This is a genomic window from Roseateles oligotrophus, assembly GCF_025717515.1.
Classification (GTDB): Bacteria; Pseudomonadota; Gammaproteobacteria; order Burkholderiales; family Burkholderiaceae_C; genus Paucibacter_A; species Paucibacter_A oligotrophus.
Genome location: NZ_JAJIRN010000001.1, coordinates 494485 through 520565, shown reverse-complemented (window position 1 = coordinate 520565; position 26081 = coordinate 494485). Strand labels below are relative to the sequence as shown.

Below are 26081 nucleotides of genomic sequence, written 5' to 3'. Positions count from 1 at the left end.
GGTCAGACCGCCCGAGCGCAGCGAGTAGCTCTGACCCCAACCGTTTGAGCGGGTTCTCCGCCAAAGCCCAGTCTAATAAAGCCGTGCCACGCCCCCACCTCGCCCTCAACCTGTTCTGGCGCACCTTTGCGCTTTTGGCCCTGCTGCTGGCCGGCGGCGTGCTGGCATGGCAGCAAACCTTCAAGGTGCTGGAGGCCGAGCCGCGCGCGCTCGAATCCGCGCAGCAACTGGCCGGTCTGGTCAACCTCAGCCGCGTCGCGCTGTCCGATTCCGACAGCATCAACCGCGTCGCCGTCCTGAGTTCATTGGCCCGCAGCGAGACGGTGCAAGTGCGCGTCGCCGAAGCCCATGACCGCTGGCAACCCTATGACGCGACAGGCTTCGCCAAACAACTGGCGGCCGAGTTGCGCGGTCGCCTCGGGCCCGACACGGTGGTCGCCCGCAGCGTCAACGGGGCGCCCGGCCTCTGGGTGAGATTCAGCATCGGCGATGACGCCTACTGGCTGCAAACCAGCGCGCGCCCTCTCAGCATCACCAGCTCGGGGAATAGTTGGTGGTTGTTGATCGCCTTGATCGCGACCGTGCTCGGCTCAGCGGCGATCACCCGCCTGATAAATCAACCGCTGCGCGATTTAAGCCTCGCCGCTCACCGCATCCGCGAAGGCGAGTACGACTCGGTGCTGGACGAGAGCACCCGTACCAGCGAGATCCGCGACGTCAATATGGGCTTCAACCGGATGGCGCGCGAGTTGGCCAAGATGGAGGAAGACCGCACCGTCATGCTGGCCGGCATCTCGCACGATTTGCGCACCCCTTTGGCCCGCTTGCGTCTTGAAGCCGAGATGAGCGTGCCCGACGAGCAGGCACGCCAATTCATGGCGCAAGACATCGATCAGCTTGACGCCATCATTCACAAATTCATGGACTACGCCAGGCCGTCCGAGCTGCAGCTGCAGCCGCTGCTGCTGGGTGAATTGGTCGACCGGGCCGCGCAGGGCTTTCGTGATCCGGAGCAGATTCGGATTCATAGCTCGGTCGCTGCGGACCTCAAGGTCTGGGCCGACGACACCGAGCTGGGCCGGGTGTTGTTGAATCTGTTTGAGAACGCGCGTCGTTATGGTCGCACGCCCGAGGCCGCGGCCAGCGTCGAAGTGACGGCAGGCTTGAGCGGAACCTGGGTGTGTTTGCTGGTGCGCGACTTTGGCCCCGGCGTGCCGTTGGACAAGCTCGCCAAACTGACCACGCCCTTCTTTCGCGGTGACGCTGCTCGCACCGCCGCCAATGGTGCCGGCCTGGGGCTGGCGATTGTCGAAAAATCGGTGCAACGCCTGGGTGGGCAACTGGAGATCGGCAACGCCGATGGCGGCGGATTGTTTGCGCTGATCAAGTTGCAAAAGGCGAGCTAGCCGAGTCGGCAGCGCCCATTCGCATCCCGAGCCCGATCCAGTCACTTCAGCCGTTTTCCCCAAGAAGACTTATGCGATCCGATTTTGTCTTTGGCGCTTGGCGATTTGTCCTGCTTATGCTGCTCATGCCGCTCGCAGTGACCCTGCTGTGCCAGCCCGGCCTGGCCGCCGCTGCCGCTTGGACGGCCAGCACCGCACAGGGCCAAACGGTGCGCATCATGCAAGACAGCTTCCGGATGCGCGACGGCTATCTGCTTGAACGAATCTACCCCGACGGCAGCATCGATCCCGCTTTCGGTCAGCAGGGCGTGACCGCGTTTCGACTCGGACCCGACAACGAGGGGCCGGCTACCTTGCGGCTCGATGGCATCGGCAGGCTCTGGGTGGCAGGCGCGGCGCTGGGCCCGGACGGGCGCGGTCAGGCCGTCGTCATGCGCTTCACGCCACAAGGCCTGCTCGACCCGACTTACGCCAAGCAAGGGCGCTCGGCCACCGCACCGGCGGCCATGCAGGCGCGCGCCCTTGACCTCTTGCCCGCGCCGGATGGCTCAACCTGGGTCAACGGCTTGATCATCAACGCCGAGGGCCAGGAGCGCAGCGGCCTATGGCGGCTGAATTCCGACGGGCAGGTCGACACCCGCTTTGCGGACGGCGGCTTATGGGTCGATCAAGGCGTCGGCGAGACCGAAGCGCTAGCCTTTGAGCAAGCACCGGACGGCAGCCTCGCCTTGGGCTTGCGGCGCGGCCAAGGTGATGCGGCCACGCTCGAAATCTGGTCACTGACGGCGGGGCAAAGCCTTCCGCAGTTGGCGCAACGTGTTGGCGGCGGCGGCCAAGCAGCGGCCAGGCTTGTGTGGCGCGAGGGCCGATGGCAATGGCTTGATGCCAAGGGGCAGGTCTTGCCCATATCGGCCGAGTTCGCCCCGCTGCGATCGGCCTCGGCCTCAGCCGCCGACGCCCAGGCGCCCGCATCGGCACTGGCCCCAGACAAGCCCCCGCCCCTTGCAGAGGGAGTTTCGGCGGCGGCCGGGGCGGCGGCGGACGACAGTGGGTGGTGGTGGCCAGGGGCTGCCCTGCTGGTCGGTTTGGCGTTCTTTTGGTTTGCCCGCCGGCGACGCCAACGCAGGCGGGCTTGAAAGTCAAGCGGGGAAGCGACTGCTGCGCGCGGACGTTAATTGATGCAAGATAGGCACGGTGGGGTGTGCCGGTTCCCGCGCCAGGTCGGGCCGTCATGTCTCCCCTCACAGGTCCATCCATCCCCTTAGGAAAAATCATGATGAAGCGACACCTCCCCGCTTTGACTGCAACCCTGCTGCTCGCCGGTATCGGCATGCAAGCGCAGGGCCAGAGTGCCAACGCAATCGAACACCGCAAGGTCGATTTCATTGTTCACTCCGATCGCAACGACGTGTCGCCGCCCCTGCGCGATATGGAAGTCATTGCGCCATCCACCGTCCGCAAGGGCCGGCCGGTACGCGAGCACCGCATTCCGATCGAGGAATTGGCCGAGCTCGACGAAGATCCGCTGATCAGCCGCATGACCGGGCGCGGCGCCAAGAGTGGCGCGAGCAATACGGCAGCGGCGCTGGCCTTGACGAGCAACACCGGCATGGATGGCGCCGGCAATGGCGCTTACGGCATGACGGTCAATTCGGCACCGCCGGACACGACCGGTGCGGTCGGTGCGACCCAATTCGTCCAATGGGTGAATACCGCGTTCGTCATCTTTGACAAAGCGAGCAAGGCCAAGACCTACGGCCCGGCCGACGGCAAGACCTTGTGGGCCGGTTTCGGCGGGGCTTGCGAGACCTATAACGATGGCGACCCGGTGGTCCAGTACGACAAGACGGCCGGCCGCTGGGTGGTGTCGCAGTTTGCGGTGCCGGGCGGTGCCGCCGGCTACTGGCAATGTGTGGCGGTGTCGCAGACCAGCGATGCCACCGGGGCTTGGAGCCGTTACGCCTTCAAGTACGACCAGTTCAATGACTTCCCGAAAATGGCAGTCTGGCCCGACGCGTACTACGTCAGCTTCAATATGTTCACCAGCACCTTCCAGGGCTCGCGTGTTTGCGCGATGGACCGCGCCAAGATGCTGGCCGGGCAGCCTGCAACGCAGCAGTGCATCCAGTTGGCCGCCACCTATGGCTCGACGCTGCCGGCCGATGCCGATGGCCCGATGCCGGCCGCCGGCACGCCCAACTTCGTGGTCGCCAAGGCCACCAATGCGCTGAATCTGTGGAAGTTCAAGGTCGATTGGGCGACGCCGGCCAACACCGTGCTGTCCGGCCCGACCAAGATTGCGGTGGCGTCCTACACCAGCGCCTGCAGCGGGGGCAATTGCATCACCCAGCCGGGCACCAGCAACAAGCTGGACTCGCTGGCCGACCGCCTGAACTTCCGGGCGGCCTACCGCGCCGACCGGGATTCGATGGTGATCAGCCACGCGGTCAGTGCCGGCACCAAGCGCGCCAGCGTGGCGGCCTTGCGTTGGTATGAGCTGCGCTCGCTCAATGCGGTGGCCCCGACCTTGTTCCAGCAGGGCACTTTTGGCGGCACCGACGGCATTCATCGCTGGATGAGCTCGATCGCGCAGGACAAGGCCGGCAATATCGCGCTCAGCTACAGCGCCTCCAGCAGCTCGGCCAATGTCTATCCCTCAATGCGTTTGGCCAGCCGCGCCGCAAGCGATGCGCTCGGCAGCTTGAAAGACGAGACCGTGCTGAAGGCCGGCAGCGGCTCTCAGACCGGCACCCTGACGCGCTGGGGTGACTACTCGCAGATCTCGCTGGATAGCGACGACTGCACGCTCTGGGCCACCAACGAGTACATGAAGACCTCGGGTTCCTTCAACTGGAACACCTGGATCGCCTCGTTCAAGTTGCCCGGCTGCCTGTAAAGCCTCTGGCCGGATTCCAACCGGAGTCCGGCTCAGCGGACCTGCTTCAACTCAAACCCGCCCGGCCCTGGGGTCGCGGCGGGTTTGTCGCATTCAAGGCCGGTGCAATCGCCCGTATTGCCGCTTTGTCCCGCTCAAGCCTGGGCCAGCAAGCACACCGCCTGCGCTTCGATGGCCAAGCCCTCGCCCACCGGCCCCATCTTCTCGGCCGTCTTGGCCTTGACATTGATTTGCGCGATGTCCAGCCCTAACACCTCGGCCAAACGGGCTCGCATGGCCGGGATATGCTGCGCCATCTTGGGCGCTTGCGCCTTGATGGTGCTGTCGATATTGACGATGACCCAGCCCTCGCTGCGCACGCGTCGGTAGGCCTCGGCCAGCAAGACCATCGAATCCGCGCCCTTGAATTCGGCCGACGTGTCGGGGAAGAGCTTGCCGATATCGCCCAAGGCGGCCGCGCCCAAGAGTGCATCGGTGATCGCATGCGCCAGCGCGTCGGCGTCCGAGTGGCCGAGCAGGCCGTGGCTGTGGGGGATGGTGATGCCGCCGAGCACCAGCGGCCGAGCCAGCACCAGGGCATGGGTGCCCCAGCCTTCGCCAATTCGGATCGAGATCGGGATGGGGGAAGTTTGAGTTTGGATCATGGTGTCCGATACGTTTGTAACAAGCGCAACTCAAAATCGCGGCGAGCTTAGCCTGAAATTCGGCCAAGCTTGCGCTACTGCCACGCTCGCGACCTTGACGAGCCGCTGACCATGCCCGAAACATTCCCCCAAGCTCCCGCGCGCGCCCTCAAGGCCAGGCCTGCGCACCTCGTTCCAATTGCTCATTGTTGCGCTGCTGTGGGGCGCTCTGCCCAGCCAGGCCCAGCAGGAAACGTCCGCGCCCATCAAACGGCCGCAGATCGCCCTGGTGCTGTCGGGCGGCGGCGCGTGCGGATTGGCCCATATCGGCGTGCTGAAGGGGCTACAAACGCTGCGCGTGCCGGTCGACATGGTGGAGGGCACCAGCATGGGTGCGGTGGTCGGCGGCGCATACGCCTCGGGCCAAAGCGTCGAAGAGCTGGAGGCTTTTGTGCGCGCAGCCGACTGAGACGCGATTTTGTCGGACCGCTCGCCGCGCAGCGAGCTGAGCTTTCAGCGCCGCAAGGATGAACGCCTTGTGGCATCGAGGATTGACTTAGGCGTTGGCCTCAAGGGCGTGACGCTACCGCCCGCCGCAGCCGTCAACAGCGCGCTCGAGTTCACCTTGGCTCGTCTTGCACAGGGAGCCAAGAGCGGGCAAGGCCTGCAGCAATTGCAGCTTCCCTTCAAGGCGCTGGCCACCGACTTGCTCGACGGCCAGCTCGTCACCCTGAGCGATCAGCCCTTGTTCCTGGCCATGCGGGCCTCGATGGCGGTACCCGGATTGTTCTCGCCGGTGCGCGTCGACGGCCGCCTAGTGGTGGGTGGCGGACTGTTCGCGCTGATCAAGCCCCTAAAGGAGAGTTAGCCCTACTATATTCCGCTCAAATGGCTTGCTAGCATGCGGCTCCAATAAGCGGGCCTCACACCCACAGAGGCTCTACTCCGGGCTACTCGCCTTTTTGCTCGTTTTGCTGTGCCGCAGCCACCTATGCGTCAAAAAACCACTCTCGCCTGCGTACTCTTGCTGGCCGCTCTGACCGGCTTTACTCGGCCCAGTCTGGCCCAGGTCGGCGGCCCTACCGAGGCAAAACGGCCGCGCATTGCCTTGGTCCTGTCGGGCGGCGGCGCGCGCGGCCTGGCCCATATCGGCGTATTGCGCACGCTGCAAGACCTGCGCGTGCCGGTGGATATGGTGGTCGGCACCAGCATGGGGGCGGTGGTGGGCGGGGCCTACGCCTCGGGCAAAAGCATTGAAGAGTTGGAGTCCTTTGTGCGCAGCGCCGACTGGGACGCCATTTTGTCGGACCGCGCGCCGCGTCAGCAATTGAGCTTTCGGCGCCGCGAGGATGACCGCCTGCTGGCATCGCGGATCGACTTCGGACTCAATACCAAGGGCATCTTGTTGCCGCCAGCGGCGGCAGCGAACAGCGCGCTCGAGTTCACGCTGGACAGCCTGGCCCAAGGCAATGGTTCGGAAAGAAGCATCAGGAATTTGCCCCTGCCGTTTCGCGCGGTCGCCACCGACCTGGTCAATGGCCGCATGGTGACGCTGAGCGACACCCCGCTGTTCCTGACCATGCGGGCCTCGATGGCGGTGCCGGGCCTGTTTTCGCCGGTGCGCGTGAACGGGCGCATGGTGGTGGACGGCGGCCTGGTGCGCAACCTCGGCGTTGACGTGGCGCGCGAGATGGGTGCCGACATCATCATCGCCGTGAACGTCGGCTCGCCCTTGCTGGACGAGCAGGAAATCCTCAGCGCGCTCAGCGTCACCGACCAGATGGTGAAGATCTTGACGACTCAAAACGTCGAGCGTTCCTTGAGCGAAATGAAGAGCTCCGATGTCCTGATAACGCCTGAAATGACTGGTATCGGCTTGATCGACTTCAATCGCCGCGAGGAGGTCATGATGCAGGGCAGCCAGGCTTCGATGGCGGCCAAAAGCGCCCTGCTGCCGCTGGCCTTGAGTGCGACCGATTACGCCGAACATGAGCGACTGCGGCGCGCGACTGCCATGGCCGCCAGCGTCGACGATGCACTGCCGCTGGGCAAGCTGACCATCCTCGGCACCAACTTCACCAATCCGCAGGCCTTGGCAGCCGAGACCGGCCTGCAGCTGGGCCAAAAAATCAGCAGAGCGCAGATAGACCAAGGCAGCGCCGCCTTGCAAGGGCGCGGTGACTTTGACCGGATTGACACCCAAGTCGTCGATGTCGATGGCCGACGCGACGTCAACTTGACCGTCAGCGAAGCCGCCTGGAGCCGCAGCCGTTTGCGCCTGGGTTTCGAAGTTGAAAGCGACTTCGACAGTACCAATGTCTATGCCTTGACCCTGCTACACACGCTGAGTTGGATCAACTCCTGGGGCGCCGAGCTGCGCACCTTGGCCCGCATCGGCACGACCCAGCAATTAGATATGGGCTTCCATCAACCACTGGGGGCCGGTTCGGCCTGGTACGTGGAGCCACAGTTCACTTATCAAGGCATCAAGACCTATATGCCGCTGTTCGGCTCAAACCTGCACGCCACGAAACGCTGGTCCGGCGTCTTGCTCGGTCGACGTTTGGGCAATTGGGGTGATGTGCAACTGGGCGTCGGGGAACAAACTGCCGACCTGAAGGTCAATTTCCCGCCCGGATTCGAAGACACGGCAGCGGGATTGAATAGAAGAGTGACGGAAACAACCCAGGATGCGCGCTTCAGGATTGACACCTTGGACGCACCGGCCTTCCCCGGCCGAGGCTATTTATTCGATCTTCACACGCAACGTTTGACCAGCGGAGAGGACAGCGGTGAGATGCCTTATGAATTGAAGGCGATGGCCGCCTTTCAGCTCGGCACTTGGGCCGGCCATCTCTACGGTGAATACGCACAGGCATCGACTCACGGCAGCGCAGCCGATGCCCTGGGCGGCTTCCTGCGCTTGTCGGGCAGCGCGCCACGCGGGCTGCAGTCGCAAGAGCCCAACGTCAGCTCGCAGGCCCTGGTCCGCTGGGTGATGGCCAAACAGTTTGGCCAGATGCCCTTGGGTCTTGGCGGCGCCCTGCGGGCCGGCTTTTCGCTCGAATCGGGCAGCTCGGCCAGCGGCGGCAAGGGCTTGGGCGGCGCGGACTGGAAGAAGGCCGCCAGCATATTTGCGTCCGTCGACACTCGCCTCGGGCCTTTCTATCTGGCCCTCGGCAGCACCCAAGGGGGTGCCAGCACGGTCTATTTTTTCCTTGGCCCGGTGTGGTGAGCGCGGCTTGAGCCGATTGGGCCGATTGGGCCGATTGGGCCAATTTGGCGCCGGCTGGGTCGAGTCGTGGCGGGCTGAGGATATTCAAACCTACGCTTGAGGGCTGCTTTCGGGCACCACTCTCCACCTAAGTATCGAGTTATGCCGCCTGAGGGCGCAAATTCTGCTACTCCGGACAGGACGCTGGTACAGCGGCTTCAGCTGCGGAACACTGCATGTCATTGCAGCCCAGCACCGACCAGCGGTCCACCGGAGAACCCTCTTGCAGATCAAAAATCAGCTCATTTTGGCCCTATTTGCCGCCGCTGCGGCTTGCAGCGGCGGCGCCTCGGCCCAGTCCTATCTCGGGGCCAACCTCAGCGTCGCGGTCACCACCGACTCAAGCTGCGACAAGAGCAGCAGCAACAGCAACAACAACAATTTCCGCGACTGCTCCTTCAAAACCCGCTTGGGCGGAAAGTTCTACGGCGGCCACTTGTTCGACAAGGTCGGTGTCGAAATCATGACCTTCGGCTTGGGCAGCACCAGCACCAATCTCAGCAAGGGCGAGTCGCGCTTCGACGGTGTCGGTGGCGAGGCCCTCTACGCGGTGTTGCCGCTGCGCATGGAGCGCGTCATGCTCAAGGGCAAGCTCGGCGTCGCCCATGTGCGCGGCGGCCTAGTGCGCTTCGAGAAGGACAAAACCGAGTACAAGTCCAGCGCCCAAGTCCTGGTCGGCGCCACGGCGAGCGTCTTGCTCGGCACGCACTGGGCCTTGAACGCCGATTGGGACCGTATTCCGGCCAAGTTCGTCGACGGCAAGTCGGTCGTCAACATGCTGTCACTGGGTGCCAGCTACTCGTTCTGAAAATTCCTGTTTTCTGCCGTCGGCCCGCCCTCGAACCGGGTCGACCTGGCAGGCGAGAACTCCATCCGGGCGAGCCGCCCAAACCATCGGTGCGACCGCACAAGGGTCAAGCCATTTTTGAAAGTCAAACCATGAACTTCAGCTTCAACTACCTTGCCAGCCTGCTCTTGGCCGGCGCCAGCGCCCTCACCCTGAGCGCTTGCGGCAGCGGTGGCGACACCCCGCCCGAACCACCGCCCGAGCCCAAGACCGCACAGATCAACAGTGCCAATTACGGCGAAGCCGTCGGCGTCGCATTCGCAGGCTTCCAGCGCAGTCAACCGCTGATTGAATCCAGCCTCTTGCCGCTCACGATCGGTTTTACGGAAACCCTCTCGGGCAGCTACCCCTGCAAGGACGGCGGCAGCCTGACGCTGCTCGCCGCCGACAAGGTGCGAACTTTTACCGCCGTGGACTGCAAGGACGATGCCGCCTGGATCGTTTCGGGCACCTTGACGGAGACGATCAGCGGTGCGAACAATTCAACGCGCAGCTACAAGCTCAAAGACGTCAATATTCAAACGGGCACCAGCAATCAGTCGGTGGCGGTGGTCAACGGCGCTGCCGAAGCTGTACTGAAGGCGGACGGCAGCACACCCGAGAGCTTTCAAATCGATTTGAGCGTGGCTCTCAATGGCCGCACCGACACGCTCGGCATGAGCCTGGACGCTGCCGGCAAACTGCAACTCGTCATTGATAGCACCCGCTTCCCGCAGAAACTGCTGTTTTCCGCCGACACCCAAGCAAAGAGCTTCACCATCAGCAGCAAGGGTGACGGCTCATCGATGTCGGTGACACCGAGTGCGGACGGAAAGACTTTTCTCATTGAGCTGCGCGCCAGCGCCGGCGGCACGCCGACTTTCAGCAAGACCGCCAGCGCGGAAGAGTTTGCAGCCTGGTTGGTGAAATCGCTGTAATTTGCAAGCGCAATACCAAGCCAGATTCCACCCGCGCTAGCCGCGCCGGTGGAATTTCCCCCTTGGCCGCCTCAGCCCTTGGCCAGCAGGCACACCGCCTGCGCTTCGATGGCCAAGCCCTCCCCCACCGGCCCCATCTTCTCCGCCGTCTTGGCCTTGACATTGATTTGCGCGATGTCCAGCCCTAACACCTCGGCCAAACGGGCTCGCATGGCCGGGATATGCGGCGCCATCTTGGGCGCTTGCGCCTTGATGGTGCTGTCGATATTGACGATCAGCCAGCCCTCGCTGCGCACGCGTCGGTAGGCCTCGGCCAGCAAGACCATCGAATCCGCGCCCTTGAATTCGGCCGCCGTGTCGGGGAAGAGTTTGCCGATATCGCCCAAGGCGGCCGCGCCCAGCAAGGCATCGGTGATCGCATGCGCCAAGGCGTCGGCGTCCGAGTGACCTAGCAGACCGTGGCTGTGCGGGACGGTGATACCGCCCAGCACCAGCGGGCGGCCCAGCACCAGGGCATGGGTGTCCCAGCCTTCGCCAATGCGGATCGAGATCGGGACTTGGGGCGCTTGAGTTTGGGTCATGGTGTCCGAAAAATTGTGCCGGTGATTGCAGATCAAAATTTGCCGTCAGCTTAGCGCATGCACCAAACACAACAAAGCTGCGATACGCTCGCGGCCTTGCTGACCCGCTGCCCCGCTGACCATGCCTGAATCCTTCAAGCCCGATTGCTCGCCGTCGCCCTCGCTATCGCCCTCGCCCTCGCCCATCAGGCCTCGCCGGCGAACTTCTTGCCTGCTGCTACTCGGCGCGCTGCTGCTGAACGCCTTGCCAGTCCATGCGCAACAAGAGGCGCAAGCCCCGCTTGTTGAAACGCTCAAACGCCCGCGCATCGCCTTGGTCCTGTCGGGCGGCGGTGCGCGGGGATTGGCTCATATCGGCGTGCTGCGGGCGCTGCAAGAACTGCGCGTGCCGATCGACATGGTGGTCGGCACCAGCATGGGCGCGGTGGTGGGCGGGGCGTTCGCCTCGGGTCAGAGCGTCGAGGAGCTTGAGGCCTTTGTGCGCGCAGCCGACTGGGACGCTATTCTTTCTGACCGCTCACCGCGCCGTGAACTGAGCTTTCAGCGCCGCGAGGATGATCGCTTGGTCGCCTCAAGGATTGACTTCGGCGTCAATCTCAAGGGCGTAACGCTGCCGCCCGCCGCCGCCGGCAACAGTGCCCTGGAATTCACACTGACACGTTTGGCCCAAGGCGCCAAAAGCGAGCAAGGCCTGCAGCAATTGCCGCTGCCCTTTCGAGCCCTTGCCACCGATCTGCTGGACGGCCAGTTGGTCACCCTGAGCGACCAGTCCTTGTTCCTCGCCATGCGGGCCTCGATGGCGGTGCCGGGCCTGTTTTCACCGGTACGCGTCGACGGTCGCCTGGTGGTCGACGGCGGGCTGGTGCGCAACCTCGGCGTGGACGTGGCGCGCACCATGGGCGCGGAAGTGATCATCGCCGTCAATGTGGGCTCACCACTGCTGAGCGAGCAAGAACTGCTGAGCGCTTTGAGCGTGACGGATCAAATGGTCAAGCTGCTGACGACTCAAAACGTCGAGCGCTCGCTGGCCGAGTTGCGCCCCCAAGATGTGCTGATCACGCCCGCCATGGACAAGATCGGCCTGACCGATTTCAGCCGCCGCGAGCAGGCTTTGCAGAGCGGGCAACAGGCCTTGATGGCGGCATCTCCGCGACTGCAAGCCCTGGCCCTGAGCGAGCTTGACTACCGCCGCCATGAGGATCTGCGCCGACGACCGGGGTTGGCTCCAAGCACCGTCGCCGACGCTTTGCCCCTGGGCCGACTGATGATTGACGGCACCGGCGTCACCAACCCGGCTGCCCTGAAGGCCATCGCCTCTGAGCAAGGCCTGCAGCCAGGCCGGCCGGTCACGCATGCCCAAATCAATGAAGCCAGTGCCGCGCTGCAAGGCCGCGGCGACTTTGACCGCATCGACACCCAAGTGATCGATGACGCGGGCGTGCGCGACGTACACATGACGGTCAGCGAGGCCGCGTGGGCGCGCAGCCGCTTGCGTCTGGGCTTTGAAGTGGAGAGCGACTTTGGCCGCAACAATGCCTACGCCTTGACACTGCTGCACAGCCTGGCTTGGATCAATGCCTGGGGTGCCGAGTTGCGCACGCTGGCACGCTTGGGCAGCGAGCGCGAGCTGGGCCTGGCCTTCAACCAGCCGCTCGGCCCCGGCTCGGCCTGGTATCTGGAGCCGCAGTTCAACTACCGCGCCTACAACACCTATATGCCGCTGTTCTTCTCCGACCTGGCCTATCGCCGCAGCCGCGCGGGCTTGATGGCGGGCCGGCGCTTGGGCAACTGGGGCGACCTGCAACTGGGCTACAGCCACAGCAGCGAATCCTATAGAACCAGCGGCATCGGCGTCGCCTTCGGTTTCCCGGACAACAGCGAAGCCAGCAAGGAATCGGGCCCGGAGGCACGCTTCAGAATAGACACGCTGGACGCCCCGGCCTTCCCCGGCCGTGGCTATTTTCTCGACCTGCATGGCCGGCGCTTGCAGCGCGGCGATCAAGCCGGCGAGATGCCGTTTGAGGCCAGGGCCATGGCGGCCTTCCAGGTCAATAGCTGGGCCGGTCATCTGTATGCCGAATATGCCGAGGCCGCCGCCAAAAAGACCGCCACCGTGCCACGGCCACGCGGCAAGGTGGACAACCCGCTGGGCGGCTTCTTACGCCTCTCGGGCAGCCGCCCCCCACTGCCCAACGGTGCCAGTTCGCTGGCCTTTACGCGCCTGGTGATGGCCAAGCAATTTGCGCAGATGCCGGTCGGCTTGGGCGGCGCGGTGCGGGCCGGCTTCTCCTTGGAAGCCGGCAAGTCCATCAGCCTAGGGCGGCCACTGGGGGACGCCAAGCTGCGCACGGCGGCGAGTGGATTCTTGGCCGTGGACACAAGACTGGGGCCTTTTTACCTCGCCTACGGCGGCACGCGCGATGGCGACAGCACGGTCTACTTCTTCCTTGGGCCGCAGTGGTGATGGCGGCGAAGTTGCAGATTCCGAACCCTGCGGTAGCAAAATCCAGCACCTGAGATGGCGCATTTGGCAAAGCCTGCGCTGCAAGCCGACACTGAGGCGCGGCCAGGCGCGGCCCGCCAACAGCGGATCTCAAACATCATGCAGACTTCAAACCTCTTCCCTCGAATCACCGCCATCTTGGCGGCACTAACTCTATGCGCCTGCGGCGGCGGTGGCGTCGGCAATGAAGGCAGTGACGGCAATTTGCCCGACGCGCAAGACTACAACCGCGTCAACAACTACAACTACGCCTATGTCTACGCATTGGGCGAAGGTGCCTACCGACGTTTCGGCGAGGTCAATGTTTTGCGCGATCTTGCGCTTCAGACCATTTTGTCGAAGGGAAGCGCAGCAGGCGGCTACCCCTGCCTCTTGGGCGGCTCACTGCGCATGGACGTCTCGAACCAGCGGCATGACTTCAGCTTCAACAACTGTGACCTCGGCACCTTTTTCATCGCGTCCGGTCAACTCACGCTCATCATCAATGACAAGAAGCCCTTGCCCGGCCAGCCCCCGATTGAGTTCGACGTCACGATCAAGACCCTCAACTACCGATCCGAGAGCACCGGGCAACTGATGCAAGTGCTGGATGCAAGCATGGGCGAGCGCTTCTTGGCCGACGGCAAGACCTTCGATGTGCCCTACCTATTCTGGGTCAGCCAGAACAACAAGCGGCAACGCTACGCAGGCAGCGTGACCAAACTGCCGGGCACTGTGTCTGGCAAGCCGGGCTGGATTGCGATTCATACCGACGTTGCCGCTGACGGCACAGTCAACTACGCAAAGACACTCGATGTGCGCACCGAACTGAGCGACACGCGTTTGATCATCACCGGCAGGGGCGACAAGTCCTCGGTCACCGGCACCAAGTTGGCGCCGAACGGCCAGAGCATCAAGCTCGAAGTGCGCGCCTATGGCTCCGACACGCCGACGCTTGAAAAAATCATCTCCGCCAGTGACCTGCTGGAGCTGATCTGGCGTGCGCTCTGATGCGCTGATGGGCCTTTTATACACAGGCAAGTAGCAAGTTATGCCCCCTGATGGCGCAATTTTCGCTACCTTCGCAATGATGCTGGCAAGGACGGACTAACTGCGGAAAACTGCAGCGCGTCCACCCACAAACCCAAGCCAACAGGGCCCTATCGGGCTCAAAAACCGGAGCGACCAGCGATGAAATCAAACCTGAAATCCATTTCCTGCCTGCTGTGCCTGAGCGTCAGCGCTTTGATCTTGAGCGCCTGCGGCAGCAGCGACCCTGAGCCGGTACCGCCGGTCAAGACCGCCCAAATCAATAGCGCCAATTACAGCGATGTCTTGGGGATTGCGGCGGGCAGCTCGGACCAAAGCGAGGGTTTGATGCGGGCCGGTCTTGCCCCCATTGCCGTCGGCTTCACCCGTACTCAGCCGGGCAGCATTGCCTGTGTAGATGGCGGCAGCCTGGATCTGGCTATTGCAGACAAGCTGCGCACCTACACGGCCGTGAACTGCAAGACCGGACCGGTATTCATTGCCTCGGGCACCTTGACCGAAAGCGTTGACAGCCCCGACGGCCTGAGCCGCAGCATCAAGATCAAGGATCTGAACCTGCGCACCAGCGACACCGACCTGAGCATGCAAAAAGTCAATGGCGACTTCAAGGTCGTCGTCAAGGCAGACGGTTCGCCGGTGAGCGCGGTGATCGACCTGAGCGTGGCCCGCAACGCCCGCACCGACACCTTCGCCCTGACGCTGGACGCGAGTGGCAATCTATTGATCGTCATCGACACCGCGCGCTTCCCGCAAAAGCTCGTGATTACCGGCGACGCCAAGACCAATAGCCTCAAGATCAGCAGCCGGGGCGATGGTTCCTCACTGACGGTGATCGAAAGCGTGGACGGCAAGTCCTTCAACCTGGAACTGCGTGAGCCTGGCAACAACACCCCGACCTTGATCAAGACGATCAGCGCGACCGAGCTTGAGGCGCTGGTGAAGAAGTCGCTGTAGATAGCCCCCCGGCGAGTTTGGTAAACAAGGCCCTCGCAGCGCTATCGGCGCTGCGAGGGCCTTGTCAATTTTCCCGCGCTTAGGCCCGGCGTCAAATCGGTGCCCTTGCACAGGGCCGGCCAAGCACCAAGACAATGGAGTTTCAGCCCTCTCCAACTTCATTCTGAATTGGGATAGGTCACTTGGATTTAGGTCTCGGTGTTTGAAAAAATGCTGCTGATGACGAGTCAAATTCGGCGGCCAAGCTGGCGCAAGGGTAAAACCTCAGCAAAGCTGAGATACGCTCGCGGCCTTGCTGACCCGCTGACCATGCCTGCATCCTTCACTCTTGATTACTCGTCGTCGCGCCCATCCAACCGGGCTGGACGGCGAATTTGCTGCCTGCTGATCCTCGCTGGACTCTTGCTGAGCGCCCTGCCTGGCTATGCGCAAGAAGAAACCTCCACCCCTGTTGTTGAAGCGCTCAAACGCCCCAAGATCGGCCTGGTATTGTCCGGCGGCGGCGTGCGCGGCATGGCTCATATCGGCGTGCTGCGTGTGCTGCAGGAACTGCATGTACCGGTCGATCTGGTGGTGGGCACCAGCATGGGTGCGGTGGTTGGCGGCGCCTTCGCCTCCGGGCGCAACATCGATGAGTTGGAGGATTTTGTGCGTTCCACCGATTGGCCGGCTATTTTGGCCGACCGCCCCGCCCGCCAGGCCTTGAGCTTTCGCCGCCGCGAGGAAGACCTGATCCTGCCCTCGCGCATCGAGCTGGGCCTGCACCGCAGCACCGGCGTCAGCCTGCCGCCATCGGCCGCCGGCAATAGCGCCTTGGAGTTCGCGCTCGAGCGCTTGATCCGCCCCGAACAGGCCGAAGCACCCGTCAGCCAACTGAGCCTGCCGTTCCGCGCCTTGGCCACCGATCTGCTCAGCGGCGACATGCTGGAGATGATTGACACGCCGCTGTTCCTGGCCATGCGCGCCTCGATGGCGGTGCCGGGTGTGTTTACGCCGGTACGCATCAATGGCCGGGCGGTGGTGGACGGGGGTCTGGTGCGCAATCTGGGCGTCGATATCGCGCGCAAGATGGGCGCCGACATCATCATCGCGGTCAATGTGGGTTCGCCGTTATTAGAAGAGCACGAAATTAACAGCGCGGTCGGTGTGGCCAACCAAATGCTGCAGATTTTGACCAACCAGAACGTCGCCAACTCGCTGAAGGACTTGCGGCCGGACGATGTCTTGATCGACCCAGATTTGGGCAATATCGCCTTCATGGACTTTGGCCGCCATCAAGAAGCCATCGCCTCCGGCCAGAGGGCTGCCTTTGCCACGCATGAGCGTCTGCGAGCCTTGGCGTTGCCTGCCGAGGACTATGCCGCCCTTGAACTGAATCGACTCAATGGCGGTGATCTTGCGGGCAATGTGAGTCGCCTGCCTCTGTCCAGCCTGGAGATTCGCGGCACCCAGCGTAGCAACCCGGTGGCGCTGAAGGCCGAGATCGACCTGCCCCTTGGAGCGCCGGTCAGCCTCGGCGACATTCAAAAAGCCAGCGCCCAGCTCTACGGGCGCGGCGACTTCGAGCGCATCGATACCCAGATCAGCGACGAAAAGGGCCAGCGACAAGTCACCCTGAATGTCAGCGAAGCCGATTGGGCCAACAGCCGGCTGCGTATCGGCCTGCAGCTGTACAGCGACTTTGATGATGCCAATCGCTTTTCGATCTCCGTCATGCATGTCTGGACCTGGCTGAACCGTTGGGGCGCGGAGCTGCGTAGCAACGCCAGCATCGGCGACAAACGCTGGCTGGGCACCGAGCTGTTTCAACCCTTGGGTGCCGGCTCGCCCTGGTTTTTGACTGCCGCTACGCATTACCAGGGCGGCAGCAGCGATCAATTCAGCAACCAGGGGCTGCGCACCTCGCGCTACAGCGCGAACTTTGCCGCTGCCTCGATGGCGCTGGGCCGGCAGATTTCCAACTGGGGTGACGTTCGCATCGGCGCGGGCAGATCTCGCATCAACACTCGGGTGACCATTCCAGAGAATCCGGCGCAAGCGCCTCAGCAGGGCAGCTTCAACACGCGCTTCTTTCAAATGCGGGCCGACACGCTGGACTCTGTAGCCTTCCCGACCCGCGGCTTCTTGTTTGAGCTCGGCTTGACCGAAGCCAAGAACCGCGACAACAACTCGGTAGGGGAAGTTGATCTGCGCAGCCTGGCTGCCTTTCGAATGGGCCGATGGGCCGGCCATGTCTACGGTGAAGTCACCGGTTCTTCACTCGGTACGACCGGAGATTTGGGCGGATTTCTGCGCATATCGGGCTCGCCAGCCGGCTCCTTGAGCGGTCGCGCCGTGGCGATGTCCCGATTGGTGATGGCAAGGCAGATTGCGCAAATGCCGGTCGGTTTGGGCGGCGCCATCCGGGCCGGTTTCTCGCTCGAGTCCGGCGCCATCCTGCGGGCCAGCGAGAGCAGCCTGTTTGCCTTCGCGCTGCCCGAATCCAAGCTCGCCGCCAGCGGTTTCCTGTCCATGGACACCCGCTTCGGCCCCTTCTATCTGGCCGCAGGCAGCACCTACCAGGGGCGCTCGTCGCTGTACCTGTTCCTTGGGCCGATTTGGTAGCGCCTATTCGGTCGTCCGGCGCATCGCGGTGAACTGCGCAAACTCCCAGGAACGCAGCCCCAACAGCAGCGTGAAGCCATCACGCTCGCTGGCCTGCAGGCGCTGATCGTCCTGATGCAGGCGCGCCAATTCGGCCGCCAACTGCCGAATCTTTTGCACCAACTCCTGCGCGCTCGGGTTGGACAAGCGGCCATGCACGCACAGCAAGGCCTCGCCCGGAGCGTCAAAGCGTCCGCCGAAGTAATCATCCACCACATGCTTGCGGAAGAACTGTTGCACCGGCCCGTCCGCCAGCCAGCGAAACGCAATCGACACTCGCATCCGGTAGCGGTTCAGCGCCTTCAGCTCGATCAGCTCCAGTCGGTCCAGCTTGACCAGATAGCCGATGCACTCGGTCTCGCTGATCGCGTAGACCTCGATGATCTGCTCCATCGTCCAGTGGCCCAGGCAACAAATCGCCACGAGCAGCAACTTCGGGTCGCGGATCAGCGAGCGCTCCTGCTCTAGCGTCAAGGTGTCGGCATGCGGCGCGCAATCGGCCGCCTGACGCAACACGTCTTCCATCGCTACACCGACCGCTTTGCAGATCTGCTCAAGCCGGCTGAGGCTCATATCGCCCTGCGAAAAAACCCGTTTGACGCTGGATTCGCTCATCCCCAAACGCAGCGCCAACTGCTTGTAGGTCATGTCGGCGGCGCGCATTTCGCTGCGCAGCACTTGAATCAAAATTTCCGGACTGCTCATGCGCCCTCCCAGGCTTGGCTTGTTTGGTAGCGGATGTTAATACCAAATAGACCACCAACCTAGACAAGGTTCAACTTCCTGGCATTTCGAATCGAGCTGAGGAACACTTCCGTCTGTCACGAGGCAAGGCCAGGCCAGCGCAAGCGGTTTGCTCATTGGCTCCATGGCTCCATCAACCGTTCCAGAATTCTCATGAAGCAGTCCAACAAAACCCTCTCGGCCCTCTCCATCTCCCTGGCCACGGCCTCGGCCCTCTTGCTTTCAGCCTGCGGCGACGGCAGCGAAGATAGTCCGGTAGAAAGCAAAGGCCCGCTGGTTCAAGCCGGCAAATTCGAAGCAAAGATGACGGGTGCCTGGCGCGTGCTCGGCGAAGGTCGCCTGATCGAAGTCGATGCGCAGTCCATCACCAGCTACCAGGAGACCCCATCCTTTTGCTATCGCGAACGCATCAGCGTCAGCGCGGCCGCATTGGAGGGTGCCAGCTACCAGCACAGCGCATCCCCCTCACGCACCGCAGCGGATATCTACCTGGACCCAAGGCAGCCCTCCAGCAATAGTCTGGAGCGCCTCGCCAAGATCCCCGACAACTGCAAGAATGCCCCGCCCAGCGACGCGGCCAGCAGCTTCAAGGCGATGCAAGAGATGTTCGATCTCGACTACGCCTTCTTCAAGGAGCGCGGCATTGACTGGTCGGCCCGCATGAAGCTGCTCGCTCCCAAGGCGGCGGCGGCCAAAGACGACGCGGCCTTGCAGCAGGTCTTGCTGCAAGCCATCGATGGCTTCAATGACTTCCACCTCACTCTGATGCATTTCGACCCCAAGGGCGAGCCCGACTTCTACGCCGACAGCGCGGCCTCGCCGACGGTGAAGATGCTCAAGCAGGCATTCGCGGCGCAGAGCGAGGCCGCTGATTTCTACCAATTCGAAGCGGCCTGGCATGCCACACGCCAGCAAACGGTGGCGCCGCAACTCAGCGCCGGCAGCAACGGCCGCGTCTTGAACGGCGCGATGGTCTGGGGCAAGTTGGCCGGCAATATCGGCTATATCGAACTGGCGCGCCTGTCCGAGTTCGCCGAGGGCGCCAACGCAAGCAAAGACATCCAGTTGATCCGCGCCGAGATGGACCGCGCGCTGCTGGCTCTGGCCGACACCAAGACCGTCATTGTCGACATCGCCGTCAACGATGGTGGTTATGACCATGTCAGCGCCGAAGTGGCCGGCAGCTTTGCCGACCGCCGCCGGCCCGCTTTCAGCGTCGAGCAGCAGCGCCCGCAAGGTCGCGCAACGCAACAATGGTTTGTCGAGCCGCGCGGCGCCAAGCAGTATCTGAAGCCGGTCTATCTGCTGACGAGCGACCGCACGGTCAGCGCCGGCGACACGCTGACGCTGTTCATGCGCGAGTTGCCCAATGTCACCCATGTCGGGCAGGCCACCAGCGGCTCGATGTCCAACAAGCTGGTGAAGTCGCTGCCGGGCAACTTCCTGACCTCCTTGTCGAATGAGAAGTACCGCGACCCGCGCGGCGAGTTGTTCGAGGGCCGCGGCATTCCGCCCAAGCTCAAGCTGCAGGTGTTTGACCCGACGGTCGCGGGTTCACTGTCGACGGGCCACGCCGAGGCCTTGGCCAAGTTGATCGCGATGATCCCGCAGTAAATGAGCGGGCTCTAAGCTAGCCGGCTCTGCAATAGCCGCTCGGCCAGCGCAAAGTCCTCGGGCCAGGTCACCTTGAAGTTCTCGATCGAACATTCGACCAGCAAGGGGCTGTGGCCCAAGGCTTCGACCGCGCTGGCCTCGTCGGTGATGGACTCGCCGGCATGAGCCAAGGCCGGCATCAAGAGCCCGAGGCGAAACATCTGCGGCGTTTGCGCCGCCCATTTTTCGGCCCGCGAGATCGTCGCAGCCACCCGCCCCTGGTTTGATGCCTTCAAGGTATCGGCCAAGGGCTGGGCCAGCAAACCACCCACTTCATCGGACTCGCAAGCGCTGATCAGGCGCTCGACCCATGCGGGGCGCAGCAAGCAGCGCGCCGCGTCATGCACCAGCACCCAGTCATGCGGCTGGGCGCCGCGCGCCAGCAGTTCCGCCAAGCCATTGGCGACGGTCTCGGCCCGACTGGCGCCGCCGAAGCGTGCCACCCAGCAGGTATCGCCCTTGAATTCCGGCAGCGCCGCTTCGAACAAATCATCGTCCGGCGCCAGCACCACCAGCGTGGCTGCAAGAGCCGGCACGCGCGCCAATGCGCTCAAGGTATGCGCGATCATCGGGCGCCCGGCCAGCGCCACATATTGCTTGGGGCCCTCGGCACCCGAGCGGCTGCCAATGCCTGCGGCCGGCACCAAGGCATAACAGCGTGGCTGCACGCCCACCGTGTAGTTGTTCTGGCTCATCATCACGGCATTCTAAAATGCGCAGCTCCATGCAGATCCAAGACCTCCGCCAGCGCCTGCGCGCCCTCGGCGCCAAACCCGAACATGAACAGCGCGTCTTGCGCGACTGGGTGCAGGTGCGCGCGCGCGAAAGCGGCCGGCGCCGGCCCGGCAACTACCTGCCGCTGGCGCTGCGCGAGGCCCTTCCCGGCATCGAGGCCGAGTTGGCGGGCCTGACCCGCTTGATCTCCAGCCACCCCGGCGAGGACGGCTCGGCGCGCCTGCTGGTGGGCCTGAGAGACGGCCAAACGGTCGAGTCCGTGCTCTTGCCACGCGACGGCCTGTGCGTGTCATCCCAGGTCGGCTGTGCGGTCGGCTGCGTGTTTTGCATGACCGGCCGGGACGGCCTGATTCGCCAGGTTTCCAGCGCCGAGATCGTTGCGCAAGTGACCTTGGCGCGCACGCTGCGGCCGGTCAAGAAAGTCGTCTTCATGGGCATGGGCGAGCCCGCGCACAACCTCGACAACGTCATCGAAGCAATCGATCTGCTCGGCAGCGAGGGCAATATCGGCCACAAGAACCTGGTCTTCTCCAGCGTCGGCGACCCGCGCATCTTCACTCGCTTGGTCGAGGGGCCGGTCAAGCCAGCCCTGGCCCTGTCGCTGCATACCAGCAAGGCGGAGCTGCGCGAGCGCTTGCTGCCGCGCGCGCCGCGCCTGACGCCGGAAGAACTGGTCGAACTCGGTGAACACTACGCGCGGACCACCGGCTATCCGATTCAATATCAATGGACGCTGCTGGACGGCATCAATGACAGCGACGAGGAGTTGGACGGCATCGTGCGCCTGCTCAGCGGCAAGTACGCGCTCTTGAACATGATCCCCTACAACCAGATTCCTGACCTCGAATTCAAACGACCGAGCTGGGAAAAGGCGGCCGCCATTGCCCGCCATTTGCACCGCCGCGGCATTCTGACCAAACTGCGAGATTCCGCGGGGCAAGATGTGGACGGCGGCTGCGGGCAGTTGCGGGCGCGGGCGCAAACCGACAGCGTGCCCGTCAAGTTCCACCCCCAGCGACCCCATATTTGATACGGCGCTGGAGCCTTGCCTACAATCACCGCAGCCCCACTCCGGGGCTGTTCCTATTTGTAGCCCATGCAGTTGCCTTTGATCTCCCCCGGTAAGAAATTCACGCAAGCCAGGCCAACCGGCTCGGCCGACGCGCTGCTGCTGGCCCGCTTCGCCGTGCAGCAGATGGCGGCCGGGCGCATCACGGCGATCTTCACGGCCGAGCCGGGCGACACGCAGCGGCTCGAGGACGAGTTGAAGTTCTTCGCGCCGCAGCTGCGCGTCGGCGTCTTCCCGGACTGGGAGACACTGCCCTACGACACCTTCAGCCCGCACCAGGACCTGATCTCGGAGCGTCTGGCGACGCTGTGGCAGCTGCTGCAAAGCCGTGGCAAGCCGGCCGATCAGCGCGAGTTGGATGTGGTCCTTTTGCCCGCCGCGACCGCCTTGACGCGCTTGGCGCCGCCAAGCTTTTTCGCCGCCACCACCTTCAACTTCAAGCAAAAGCAGCGCCTCGACGAGGCTGCCTTGAAGTCGCAGCTGACGCTGGCCGGCTACTCGCATGTCTCGCAGGTGGTGTCGCCGGGCGAATACGCGGTGCGCGGCGGCCTGATCGATTTGTTCCCGATGGGTTCGCTGGTGCCTTACCGGGTCGACCTGTTCGGCGATGAGGTCGACTCGATCCGAACCTTCGATCCCGACAGTCAGCGCAGCCTCTACCCGGTGCCCGAGGTGCGGTTGCTGCCGGGCCGCGAGTTCCCGATGGACGAGACGGCCCGGAAGGCCTTTCGCTCGCGCTGGCGCGAGAAGATGGACGGCGACCCGACCCGCTCGCGCCTCTACAAAGACATCGACCAGGGCATTGCCACCGGCGGTATCGAGTATTACCTGCCGATCTTCTTTGAGCAGACCGCCAGCATCTTCGAGTTCCTCGGCGAGCAATGCGCGCTGGCGCTGCACGGCGAGGTCGACGAGGCGCTGACGCGTTTTTGGACCGACACCCGCGAACGCCATCGCTTCTTGCAGCATGACCCCGAGCGGCCCATCCTGGCGCCGGAAGAGATCTTCCTGAAGGTCGAGGATTTTTTTGCACTGACCCATGTGCATCCGGTGTTGGCGATCCGAGGCCAGGAGCCGGTCGATTACGCCAGGCCGCTGCCCGACGTCAGCGTCGAGCGCGGTGCGCAGGAGCCGCTGGCACGTTTGGCCGCGCATCTGAAAAGCACGCCGCACCGGGTCTTGCTGCTGGCCGAAAGCGAGGGCCGGCGCGAGAGCCTGCTGGAGCTGCTGCGCGACAACAAGATAGACCCGCCTTCGGTTGCCAATCTGGCCGAATTCGAACTTAGCCCGGAGAAGTTCGCGATCACGGCCGCACCCTTGGCGGCCGGCTTCTTCTGGCACGAGCCCGAGGCTGGCATACAGCTTCAGCTCTTCACCGAAACGGAACTGTTTGCGACCACGCCGACCACGCGCCGGCGCCGCAAGCAGGAGCAGGTTTCCGACGTCAACGCGCTGATCAAGGATCTGTCCGAGCTCAAGGTCGGCGACCCGGTGGTACACAACAACCATGGCATCGGGCGCTACCAGGGCCTGATCAATATCGATATTGGTGACGGCCCATCAGAGTTCCTGCACCTGATCTATGCCGATGAGGCGACGCTTTATGTACCGGTCTCGCAGCTGCACCTGATCAGCCGCTACACCGGCGTGTCGGCCGAGGAAGCACCGCTGCACCGCCTGGGCTCCGGCCAATGGGAAAAAGCCAAGCGCAAGGCGGCGGAGCAGGTGCGCGACACCGCCGCCGAGCTGCTCAATCTCTACGCCCGCCGCGCCGCCCGCGAAGGCCACGCGTTCAGATACTCGGGCCCGGACTACGAGGCCTTTGCGGCCAGCTTCGGTTTCGAGGAAACACCCGATCAGCGCGCCGCCATCCACGCGGTGATCCAGGACATGATCTCGCCCAAACCGATGGACCGGCTGGTCTGCGGCGATGTCGGCTTCGGCAAGACCGAGGTGGCGCTGCGCGCGGCCTTTGTCGCCGTGATGGGCGGCAAACAGGTGGCGATTTTGGCGCCGACCACGCTGCTGGCCGAGCAGCATTACCAGAACATCGCCGACCGTTTCGGCAAATGGCCGGTGCGCGTGGCCGAGATGAGCCGCTTCCGCTCCGCCAAGGAGATCAAGGCGGCGATGGCCGGCCTGGAAGACGGCACCATCGACATCGTCATCGGCACCCACAAGCTGCTCAGCCCCGACGTAAAGTTTGCGCGTTTAGGCCTGCTGGTGATCGACGAGGAACACCGTTTCGGCGTGCGCCACAAGGAGCAGATGAAAGCGATGCGGGCCGAGGTCGATGTGCTGACGCTGACCGCGACGCCGATTCCACGCACCTTGGGCATGGCGCTCGAAGGTCTGCGCGACTTGAGCGTTATCGCGACGGCACCGCAGCGCCGCCTGGCGATCAAGACCTTTGTGCGGGCCGAGAGCAGCGGCGTGATCCGCGAGGCGGTTCTGCGCGAGTTGAAGCGCGGCGGTCAGGTCTACTTCCTGCATAACGAGGTCGAGACGATTGAGAACCGGCGCCAGAAACTGGCCGAACTCTTGCCCGAGGCGCGCATCATCATTGCCCATGGCCAGATGCCCGAGCGCGAGCTGGAGCGGGTGATGCGCGAGTTCGTCGGCGGCAAACACAATGTGCTGCTGTGTTCGACCATTATCGAAACCGGCATCGACGTGCCGAGCGCCAACACCATCATCATGGCCCGCGCCGACAAGTTCGGCCTGGCGCAGCTACATCAGTTGCGTGGCCGGGTTGGCCGGTCCCACCATCAGGCCTATGCTTATCTGATGGTGCCTGACATCGAAGGCCTGACCAAACAAGCGGCGCAGCGGCTGGACGCGATCCAGGCGATGGAGGAGTTGGGTTCGGGCTTCTATCTGGCCATGCATGACCTGGAGATTCGCGGTGCCGGCCAGATGCTGGGCGAGAACCAGAGCGGCAATATGATGGAAATCGGCTTTCAGCTCTATAACGAGATGCTGGCCGAGGCGGTGCGCTCGCTCAAGTCAGGCAAGGAACCCGACCTGCTCAGCCCGCTGGGCGCCGTCACCGAGATCAATCTGCATTCACCGGCCTTGTTGCCCGACGCCTATTGCGGCGATGTCCATCAGCGCCTGTCGCTCTACAAGCGCCTCGCCTCGGCCGAAAAGAGCGAGCAGATCGACAAGTTGCTGGAAGAAGTCACCGACCGTTTCGGCAAGCTGCCCAGCCAGGGCCAGACCTTGTTCGACACGCACCGACTGCGCGTGCTGGCCAAGCCTTATGGCGTCAGCAAGATTGACGCCGCGCCCTTGGGCATGAATATCAACTTCCGCCCCAACCCGCCGATCGACGCGATGAGGGTGATCGAGCTGGTACAGAAGAACCGCAACATCAAGCTGGTCGGCAACGACAAGCTGCGCATCGACAAGGCGCTCAGCGACCCCAAGGACCGGGCACAGGCGATCCGCGAGGTGCTGCGGCTGCTCGGCACTCCGATCAAACAAGACTGATAGAACTTCAAGATGACGACGACGAATTTAGTGGTGCAAGGCTTCACCCCGCCACTGGCTCTGGCCGACTTCAAGCTCGCCGCCTTCGACATGGACTCGACGCTGATCAACATCGAGTGCATCGACGAGATTGCCGACGCCGCCGGCCGCAAGGCCGAGGTGGCAGCCATCACCGAGGCGGCGATGCGGGGCGAGATCACCGACTTCAAAGACAGCCTGCGGCGGCGCCTGGCGCTGCTCAAGGGCGTGCCGGTGACGGCGCTGGACGAAGTCTTGAAAGAACGCCTGCAATTCAATCCCGGCGCGCGCGAGCTGTGCGCGGCGCTCAAAGCCGCCGGTGTGAAGCTGCTGCTGGTGTCGGGCGGCTTCACGTTTTTTACCCGCTATGTCGCAGCCGAGCTGGGCATGGATTTCGTGCGCAGCAATGAGCTCGAAGTCAAAGACGGCCTGCTCACCGGCGGCCTCATCCTGCAGGACTGGGGCGATATTTGCGACGGCGAAGAAAAGCGCCGCATGATGCTGCAATGCGCGGCCGAAATCGGCTGCGCGCCTGCGCAATGCATCGCGGTCGGTGACGGCGCCAACGACCTCTTGATGATGGGCGCGGCCGGCCTGTCGGTCGCCTATCACGCCAAGCCCCGGGTGCGCGAACAGGCGATGGTGTCTATCAATGACGGCGGCTTGGCCCGCTTGCTCGAACTGCTGCGCTGACCCG

At 63.5% G+C, this 26081-nt stretch carries 20 protein-coding genes; 16 read left to right on the top strand and 4 right to left on the bottom strand.

The genetic code is table 11. The features are described from left to right. Positions 1-83: 83 nt before the first annotated feature. The 3 genes from LNV07_RS02420 (at position 84) to LNV07_RS02410 (ending at position 4302) form a co-directional block, all read left to right on the top strand. A complete protein-coding gene (locus tag LNV07_RS02420; RefSeq protein ID WP_263569563.1) occupies positions 84-1406 on the top strand; it encodes an ATP-binding protein in 1323 nt (440 codons plus the stop codon). Between the two features lie 125 nt (positions 1407-1531). Further along, on the top strand, positions 1532-2542 hold the full coding sequence (locus LNV07_RS02415) for a delta-60 repeat domain-containing protein (protein ID WP_263569562.1): 1011 nt from the start codon (positions 1532-1534) through the stop codon (positions 2540-2542). 140 nt (positions 2543-2682) lie between these two features. Further along, positions 2683-4302 (top strand): hypothetical protein, encoded by a 1620-nt coding sequence (locus tag LNV07_RS02410; RefSeq protein WP_263569561.1) that lies wholly within the window; start codon positions 2683-2685, stop codon positions 4300-4302. A gap of 134 nt (positions 4303-4436) precedes the next feature. Here LNV07_RS02410 and ispF (LNV07_RS02405) read toward each other — a convergent pair whose 3' ends face one another. Continuing rightward, the gene (gene ispF / locus LNV07_RS02405) at positions 4437-4946 is read right to left on the bottom strand and encodes a 2-C-methyl-D-erythritol 2,4-cyclodiphosphate synthase (protein ID WP_263569560.1); all 510 of its coding nucleotides are present in this window, start codon (positions 4944-4946) and stop codon (positions 4437-4439) included. A 178-nt stretch (positions 4947-5124) separates the two neighbouring features. Here ispF (LNV07_RS02405) and LNV07_RS02400 point away from each other — a divergent pair, with 178 nt between their 5' ends. From LNV07_RS02400 to LNV07_RS02380, 5 genes are all read left to right on the top strand, one after another. Continuing rightward, a complete protein-coding gene (locus tag LNV07_RS02400) occupies positions 5125-5394 on the top strand; it encodes a patatin-like phospholipase family protein (protein WP_263569559.1) in 270 nt (89 codons plus the stop codon). Between the two features lie 69 nt (positions 5395-5463). Next, a complete protein-coding gene (locus tag LNV07_RS02395) occupies positions 5464-5793 on the top strand; it encodes a patatin-like phospholipase family protein (protein WP_263569558.1) in 330 nt (109 codons plus the stop codon). A gap of 123 nt (positions 5794-5916) precedes the next feature. After that, positions 5917-8160: a patatin-like phospholipase family protein gene (locus LNV07_RS02390; protein ID WP_263569557.1), complete on the top strand. Its 2244-nt coding sequence runs from the start codon at positions 5917-5919 to the stop codon at positions 8158-8160. A gap of 262 nt (positions 8161-8422) precedes the next feature. Further along, entirely contained in the window at positions 8423-9007 is a 585-nt protein-coding gene (locus LNV07_RS02385) for an outer membrane beta-barrel protein (RefSeq protein WP_263569556.1), read from the top strand. 131 nt (positions 9008-9138) lie between these two features. Continuing rightward, positions 9139-9963: a hypothetical protein gene (locus tag LNV07_RS02380; RefSeq protein ID WP_263569555.1), complete on the top strand. Its 825-nt coding sequence runs from the start codon at positions 9139-9141 to the stop codon at positions 9961-9963. A gap of 71 nt (positions 9964-10034) precedes the next feature. Here LNV07_RS02380 and ispF (LNV07_RS02375) read toward each other — a convergent pair whose 3' ends face one another. After that, positions 10035-10544, bottom strand: a complete 510-nt coding sequence (gene ispF / locus LNV07_RS02375) for a 2-C-methyl-D-erythritol 2,4-cyclodiphosphate synthase (protein ID WP_263569554.1) — start codon at positions 10542-10544, stop codon at positions 10035-10037. 121 nt (positions 10545-10665) lie between these two features. Here ispF (LNV07_RS02375) and LNV07_RS02370 point away from each other — a divergent pair, with 121 nt between their 5' ends. The 4 genes from LNV07_RS02370 to LNV07_RS02355 all read left to right on the top strand — a co-directional run bounded on the left by LNV07_RS02370 (position 10666) and on the right by LNV07_RS02355 (position 17634). After that, the gene (locus tag LNV07_RS02370) at positions 10666-13008 is read left to right on the top strand and encodes a patatin-like phospholipase family protein (RefSeq protein ID WP_263569553.1); all 2343 of its coding nucleotides are present in this window, start codon (positions 10666-10668) and stop codon (positions 13006-13008) included. 138 nt (positions 13009-13146) lie between these two features. Beyond that, a complete protein-coding gene (locus tag LNV07_RS02365) occupies positions 13147-14037 on the top strand; it encodes a hypothetical protein (protein WP_263569552.1) in 891 nt (296 codons plus the stop codon). Positions 14038-14217: 180 nt separating this feature from the next. Further along, on the top strand, positions 14218-15030 hold the full coding sequence (locus LNV07_RS02360; protein ID WP_263569551.1) for a hypothetical protein: 813 nt from the start codon (positions 14218-14220) through the stop codon (positions 15028-15030). 309 nt (positions 15031-15339) lie between these two features. Then, positions 15340-17634 carry a patatin-like phospholipase family protein gene (locus LNV07_RS02355; protein WP_263569550.1) on the top strand — a complete coding sequence of 765 codons (2295 nt, stop codon included), beginning with the start codon at positions 15340-15342 and terminating at the stop codon, positions 17632-17634. Positions 17635-17637: 3 nt separating this feature from the next. Here the strand turns inward: LNV07_RS02355 and LNV07_RS02350 are convergent, their stop codons facing one another. Next, positions 17638-18378, bottom strand: a complete 741-nt coding sequence (locus LNV07_RS02350) for a helix-turn-helix domain-containing protein (protein WP_263569549.1) — start codon at positions 18376-18378, stop codon at positions 17638-17640. Positions 18379-18570: 192 nt separating this feature from the next. On the opposite strand from LNV07_RS02350, the gene LNV07_RS02345 reads away from it, so the two are divergent. After that, positions 18571-20031 (top strand): S41 family peptidase, encoded by a 1461-nt coding sequence (locus LNV07_RS02345; RefSeq protein ID WP_263569548.1) that lies wholly within the window; start codon positions 18571-18573, stop codon positions 20029-20031. 11 nt (positions 20032-20042) lie between these two features. Here LNV07_RS02345 and ispD read toward each other — a convergent pair whose 3' ends face one another. Next, a complete protein-coding gene (gene ispD, locus LNV07_RS02340; RefSeq protein WP_263569547.1) occupies positions 20043-20768 on the bottom strand; it encodes a 2-C-methyl-D-erythritol 4-phosphate cytidylyltransferase in 726 nt (241 codons plus the stop codon). A 26-nt stretch (positions 20769-20794) separates the two neighbouring features. On the opposite strand from ispD, the gene LNV07_RS02335 reads away from it, so the two are divergent. The 3 genes from LNV07_RS02335 (at position 20795) to serB (ending at position 26077) form a co-directional block, all read left to right on the top strand. Continuing rightward, positions 20795-21835, top strand: a complete 1041-nt coding sequence (locus LNV07_RS02335; RefSeq protein ID WP_263569546.1) for an RNA methyltransferase — start codon at positions 20795-20797, stop codon at positions 21833-21835. A gap of 66 nt (positions 21836-21901) precedes the next feature. After that, positions 21902-25366, top strand: coding sequence for a transcription-repair coupling factor (mfd, locus tag LNV07_RS02330; RefSeq protein WP_263569545.1), 3465 nt, complete (start codon positions 21902-21904; stop codon positions 25364-25366). A gap of 12 nt (positions 25367-25378) precedes the next feature. Then, positions 25379-26077 carry a phosphoserine phosphatase SerB gene (gene serB / locus LNV07_RS02325; protein WP_263569544.1) on the top strand — a complete coding sequence of 233 codons (699 nt, stop codon included), beginning with the start codon at positions 25379-25381 and terminating at the stop codon, positions 26075-26077. Positions 26078-26081 lie beyond the last annotated feature (4 nt).